This window comes from Pseudomonas sp. K5002, from assembly GCF_013386655.1.
Lineage (GTDB): Bacteria > Pseudomonadota > Gammaproteobacteria > Pseudomonadales > Pseudomonadaceae > Aquipseudomonas.
This window is the reverse complement of record NZ_JACARK010000727.1, coordinates 1-4,512: the sequence shown is the minus strand read 5'-3', so window position 1 is coordinate 4,512 and position 4,512 is coordinate 1. Positions and strand designations below refer to the sequence as shown.

Annotated in this window: 6 protein-coding genes; 3 read left to right on the top strand and 3 right to left on the bottom strand. The window is 61.7% G+C overall.

Annotated features, from left to right (window positions below):
• A partial coding sequence (locus HX846_RS27240) for a glycosyltransferase family 1 protein (protein ID WP_178966473.1) occupies positions 1-948 on the top strand: 948 nt, incomplete at its 5' end.
• On the opposite strand, the gene HX846_RS27235 is transcribed toward HX846_RS27240, so the two are convergent.
• The 3 genes from HX846_RS27235 to HX846_RS27225 form a co-directional block, all read right to left on the bottom strand.
• On the bottom strand, positions 917-2,020 hold the full coding sequence (locus HX846_RS27235; protein ID WP_178966472.1) for an NADH:flavin oxidoreductase: 1,104 nt from the start codon (positions 2,018-2,020) through the stop codon (positions 917-919). The two genes, HX846_RS27240 and HX846_RS27235, sit on opposite strands and share 32 nt — an antisense overlap.
• Positions 2,021-2,252: 232 nt before the next feature.
• Positions 2,253-2,735, bottom strand: coding sequence for a glutathione peroxidase (locus HX846_RS27230; RefSeq protein WP_102368136.1), 483 nt, complete (start codon positions 2,733-2,735; stop codon positions 2,253-2,255).
• Positions 2,736-2,870: 135 nt separating this feature from the next.
• The gene (locus HX846_RS27225; RefSeq protein WP_003208457.1) at positions 2,871-3,356 is read right to left on the bottom strand and encodes a peptidylprolyl isomerase; all 486 of its coding nucleotides are present in this window, start codon (positions 3,354-3,356) and stop codon (positions 2,871-2,873) included.
• Between HX846_RS27225 and HX846_RS27220 the strand changes: the two genes are divergently transcribed.
• Together HX846_RS27220 and HX846_RS27215 are read left to right on the top strand one after the other, a co-directional pair.
• The gene (locus HX846_RS27220; protein WP_003208456.1) at positions 3,325-3,663 is read left to right on the top strand and encodes a DUF3565 domain-containing protein; all 339 of its coding nucleotides are present in this window, start codon (positions 3,325-3,327) and stop codon (positions 3,661-3,663) included. The genes HX846_RS27225 and HX846_RS27220 overlap by 32 nt on opposite strands.
• A 60-nt stretch (positions 3,664-3,723) precedes the next feature.
• On the top strand, positions 3,724-4,512 hold a 789-nt coding region (locus HX846_RS27215), incomplete at its 3' end, for an AAA family ATPase (RefSeq protein ID WP_178966471.1).

Below are 4,512 nucleotides of genomic sequence, written 5' to 3'. Positions count from 1 at the left end.
CGCTGGACCCGCCAGCGCCCGGATGTGTTGTATATCGCCACGGAAGGCCCGCTGGGTTTGTCGGCGTTGCGGGCGGCGCGGCGCCTGGGGATCAGCGTGGTGAGTGGCTTTCACACCAACTTCCAGCAGTATTCCAACCAGTACGGCCTGGGCATGCTGAGCCGGGTGCTGACCCACTATCTGCGCTGGTTCCATAACCGCTCGACCCTGACCCTGGTGCCCAGCGCCAGCCAGCGCCTGGAGCTGGAGCGGCGCCATTTCGAGCGCCTGGGCATGCTCGCGCGCGGTGTCGACAGCCAGCTGTTTCACCCGGCCAAACGCGACAATGCGTTGCGTGAAAGCTGGGCACTGACCAGTGAGCAAACTGCCGTGCTGCATGTCGGCCGCCTGGCCCAGGAAAAAAACCTCGGGTTACTCAAGCGCTGTTTCGAGACGCTGCAGGACACGTATCCACTGCGCCAGATGAAACTGATCATCGTCGGCGATGGCCCGCAACGGGCGATGCTGGAAAAGGAACTGCCGGAGGCGATTTTCTGCGGCACCTTGCGCGGTGAGGAACTGGCCCGGCATTACGCGTCCGGGGATGTGTTCCTGTTTCCCAGCCTGACCGAAACCTTCGGCAACGTGGTGCTGGAGGCCATGGCTTCAGGGTTGGGCGTGGTGGCATACGACCAGGCGGCCGCAACCCAGCACATTCGCCATGGCTACAGCGGCGTGCTGGCGATGCCGGGGGATGAAGAAGCGTTTTGCGATGCGGCCAATTGGCTGCTGGAAGAGCGCGAGAGCTTGCGCCGGGTGCGGCTCAATGCCCGGCAACACGCCAGCCGTCAGGGTTGGCCGGCGATTATCGAGCAGTTTGAGCGCCAATTACGCGGGGTGTGCGAGGACGAGCAACCGGTGCCCGCCCTGTCGCCCCTTACACCAACGTCGTCAACGCCTCACGACTGAACGGCAGGATGTCGCCTTCACGGCCTTCGCGAACCTTCAGTGCCCAATCCGGATCCACCAGCAGCGCACGGCCCACAGCGACCAGGTCGAACTCGTCGTTGTTCAGGCGCTCCAGCAGTTTTTCCAGGCTGGCGGGTTGCGCCACTTTGTCGGTGTTGACCATGAACTGCAGGAACTCGCCGTCCAGGCCGACGCTGCCCACGGTGATGGTCGGCTTGCCGGTGAGCTTGCGGGTCCAGCCGGCCAGGTTCAGCTCGGAGCCTTCGAATTCCGGCTCCCAGAAACGGCGGGTGGAGCAGTGGAAAATATCCACGCCAGCGTCAGACAGCGGCTTGAGGAATTCACCCAAGGCTTCCGGGGTTTGCACCAGGCGCGCGGTGTAGTCCTGCTGCTTCCACTGGGAGAAACGCAGGATGATCGGGAAGTCCGGCCCCACGGCGGCGCGGACGGCCTGGATCAATTCGATGGCGAAACGCGAACGGTTGGCCAGGCTGCCGCCGTATTCGTCGGTGCGCTGGTTGGTGCCTTCCCAGAAGAACTGGTCCACCAGGTAGCCATGGGCGCCGTGGATTTCAACGCCGTCCATGCCGATGCTCCGGGCATCCTTGGCAGCCTGGGCGAACGCGGCGATCACGTCCTTGATGTCTTGCACGGTCATGCCGTGGACGACGACATTGCCGTCCTTGAGTTTTTCGGTGGGGCCGTAAGCCGGGACGCTGGCATCCGGCTCGGTGCCGATGCGCCGCACGCTGCCCACATGCCACAGTTGCGGAACGATCTTGCCGCCTTCGGCATGTACCGCGTCGACTACTTTCTTCCAGCCGGCCAGGGCGGCTTCACCGTAGAAGTGCGGGACGTTCGGGTAGCCGTTGGAAGCCGGGTGGCCGACCACGGTACCTTCGGTGATGATCAGGCCGACACCGGCGGCGGCGCGGCGGCGGTAGTACTCGATCACTTTGGAGTTGGGCACGCCACCCGGAGAAAAGGAACGGGTCATCGGCGCCATGACCACGCGACTCGGCAGTTGCAGTGCACCGAGCTGGAACGGTTTGAACAAAGCTTGGACAGGCATGGGAGCACTCCATCGGAAAGGAATTTATGATGTGGATAATATGGAGTGTGCAGCGTGTTGGATAGCACTATTGATTGGGGTGATTAAGGGGTAAAAGCGGGAGGGCATGGGGCTGCTTCGCAGCCCAGCGGGAGCAAGCTCCCTCGCCACAGCAAGCTCCCTTGCCATAGGAAACTCCCTGCCACAGGAAGCTCCCTTGCCACAGAAACTCACTCGAGAATGCTGAAAAGTATCAGTTCAATGCTTTTTCGATCGCCTGAATAATGGAGGGGTCATCCGGCGGTGTACGCGGCGAGAAACGCGCCAGCACCCGGCCGTCCTTGCCCAACAGGAATTTCTCGAAGTTCCAGGTGATGTCCCCGGGAAATTCGGCGCCCTCGCCCGCCAGCAATCGATACAGCTGGTGGCGATCGTGGCCATTCACCTCAAGCTTGCTGCCCAGGGGAAAGGTCACGCCGTAGTTGAGGCTGCAGAATTCCTGGATTTCTTCTTCAGTACCCGGTTCCTGCCCGGCAAATTGATTGCACGGCAGCCCGAGTACGGTGAAACCCTGGTCTTTGTATTGCTGATAGAGGTTTTCCAGCGCGGCGTACTGTGGGGTCAACCCACATTTGGAGGCGACGTTGACCACCAGCACGACTTGCCCCTTGAAGGGCGCCAGAGGCAGCTCCTGACCATCCAGGGCTTTGAGTTTAAGGTCGTGGAAAGCACTCATGACGAACTCCAGATATCCCATGTTCTTCGTAACGGCCATTCGAGATTACAGCCGCCAAGTCGGCAAGAATAGCCGCCAAATGAAAAAGGCGCCCGAAGGCGCCTTTTTCCAACTGACAGAGCGTCGCTCAGTCAATTAATGGTGGTGACCACCTTCGCCGTGCACGTGGCCGTGGGCCACTTCTTCCTGGGAAGCGTCACGGATAGCGACGATCTTCACCTGGAAGTTCAGGCGCTGGCCAGCCAGCGGGTGGTTGCCGTCGACGGTCACGTCGTCGCCGTCCAGGTCACGGATGGTGACGATTTGCATCTGGCCGTCCGGAGCGGAAGCGTGGAACTGCATGCCCACTTCCAGCTCGTCGACACCTTCGAACATGCTGCGGCTCAGGGTGCTGACCAGTTCGGCAGCGTATTCGCCGTAGGCATCTTCAGGTTCTACGGCAACGGTCAGTTCGTCACCGACCTCTTTGCCTTCCAGGGCCTTTTCCAGGCCCGGGATGATGTTACCTGCACCTTGCAGGTAGACCAGCGGCGCGCCGCCGGCAGAACTGTCGATGACCTCACCAGCGTCGTTGGTCAGGGTATAGTCAATGGAGACAGCCTTATTGGCGGCGATCGGCATGGGGCGAGACCTTTTGCAGAAGAATGAAGAACGGACAAGTCTAAACAAGGATTTGCCCGAAAGCGAACACAACCCGGACGGACGGGGTCGAACAACTGACCCGACGGTCGTCGGATTTCACCAGGACGAAGACCGGCACTGGGTCGTCGAGCTTTCCTGCGGCCACACCCAGCACCTGCGCCACCAGCCACCCTGGCAATCCCGGGCCTGGGTCACGGACCCGGCGCAACGCCTTGAAAAAATAGACAAGCCCTTTACGTGCGGCTGGTGTGCGCAAGGCTCAGATAAAGATAACCTTGGCACCTGATTCCCGGTAGGCAGCCAGCCATAGGCCGCCACCGAAGCCATGCACCTCCAGAGAATTCGCATGCAGACTTTTTTTATCGCGCCCACCGATTTTGGTGTGGGTCTGACCTCCATCAGCCTTGGGCTGGTGCGCACCCTTGAACGGGCCGGGCTGAAAGTCGGCTTCTTCAAACCGATTGCCCAGCCGCACCCCGGCGACACCGGCCCCGAGCGCTCCACCGAGCTGGTGGCCCGCACCCACGGCCTGAAACCGCCCCAGCCTCTGGGCCTGGCCCATGTCGAACGGATGCTCGGCGACGGCCAGCTCGACGAGCTGCTGGAAGAAATCATCACCCTTTACCAGCAAGCCGCCGTGGGCAAGGACGTGCTGATCGTCGAAGGCATGGTGCCGACCCGCAGCGCCAGCTATGCGGCCCGGGTCAACCTGCACTTGGCCAAGAGCCTGGACGCCGAGGTGATCCTGGTCTCGGCTCCGGAAAACGAAGTGCTGACCGAACTCTCCGGCCGCGTGGAATTGCAGGCCCAGCTGTTCGGCGGCCCGAAAGACCCAAAAGTGCTGGGTGTGATCCTCAACAAGGTGCGCACCGACGAAAGCATGGAAGCCTTCTCGGCGCGGCTCAAGGAGCATTCGCCTTTGTTGCGCAGCGGCGATTTCCGCCTGTTGGGCTGCATTCCCTACCAACCGGAACTCAACGCCCCGCGCACCCGCGACGTGGCCGACCTGATGGGCGCGCAGATCCTCAACGCCGGCGATTATGAAACCCGGCGCATGACCAAGATCATCATCTGCGCGCGCACCATGCGCAACACCGTGGAGCTGCTCAAGCCCGGCGTGCTGGTAGTGACCCCC

What these genes read in the sequence shown, in the direction of transcription:
- HX846_RS27230 (WP_102368136.1), bottom strand. Translation starts at nt 2,735, where the DNA reads ATGAGTGCTTTCCACGACCTTAAACTCAAAGCCCTGGATGGTCAGGAG.
- HX846_RS27235 (WP_178966472.1), bottom strand. Translation starts at nt 2,020, where the DNA reads ATGCCTGTCCAAGCTTTGTTCAAACCGTTCCAGCTCGGTGCACTGCAA.
- HX846_RS27225 (WP_003208457.1), bottom strand. Translation starts at nt 3,356, where the DNA reads ATGCCGATCGCCGCCAATAAGGCTGTCTCCATTGACTATACCCTGACC.
- HX846_RS27220 (WP_003208456.1), top strand. Translation starts at nt 3,325, where the DNA reads ATGGAGACAGCCTTATTGGCGGCGATCGGCATGGGGCGAGACCTTTTG.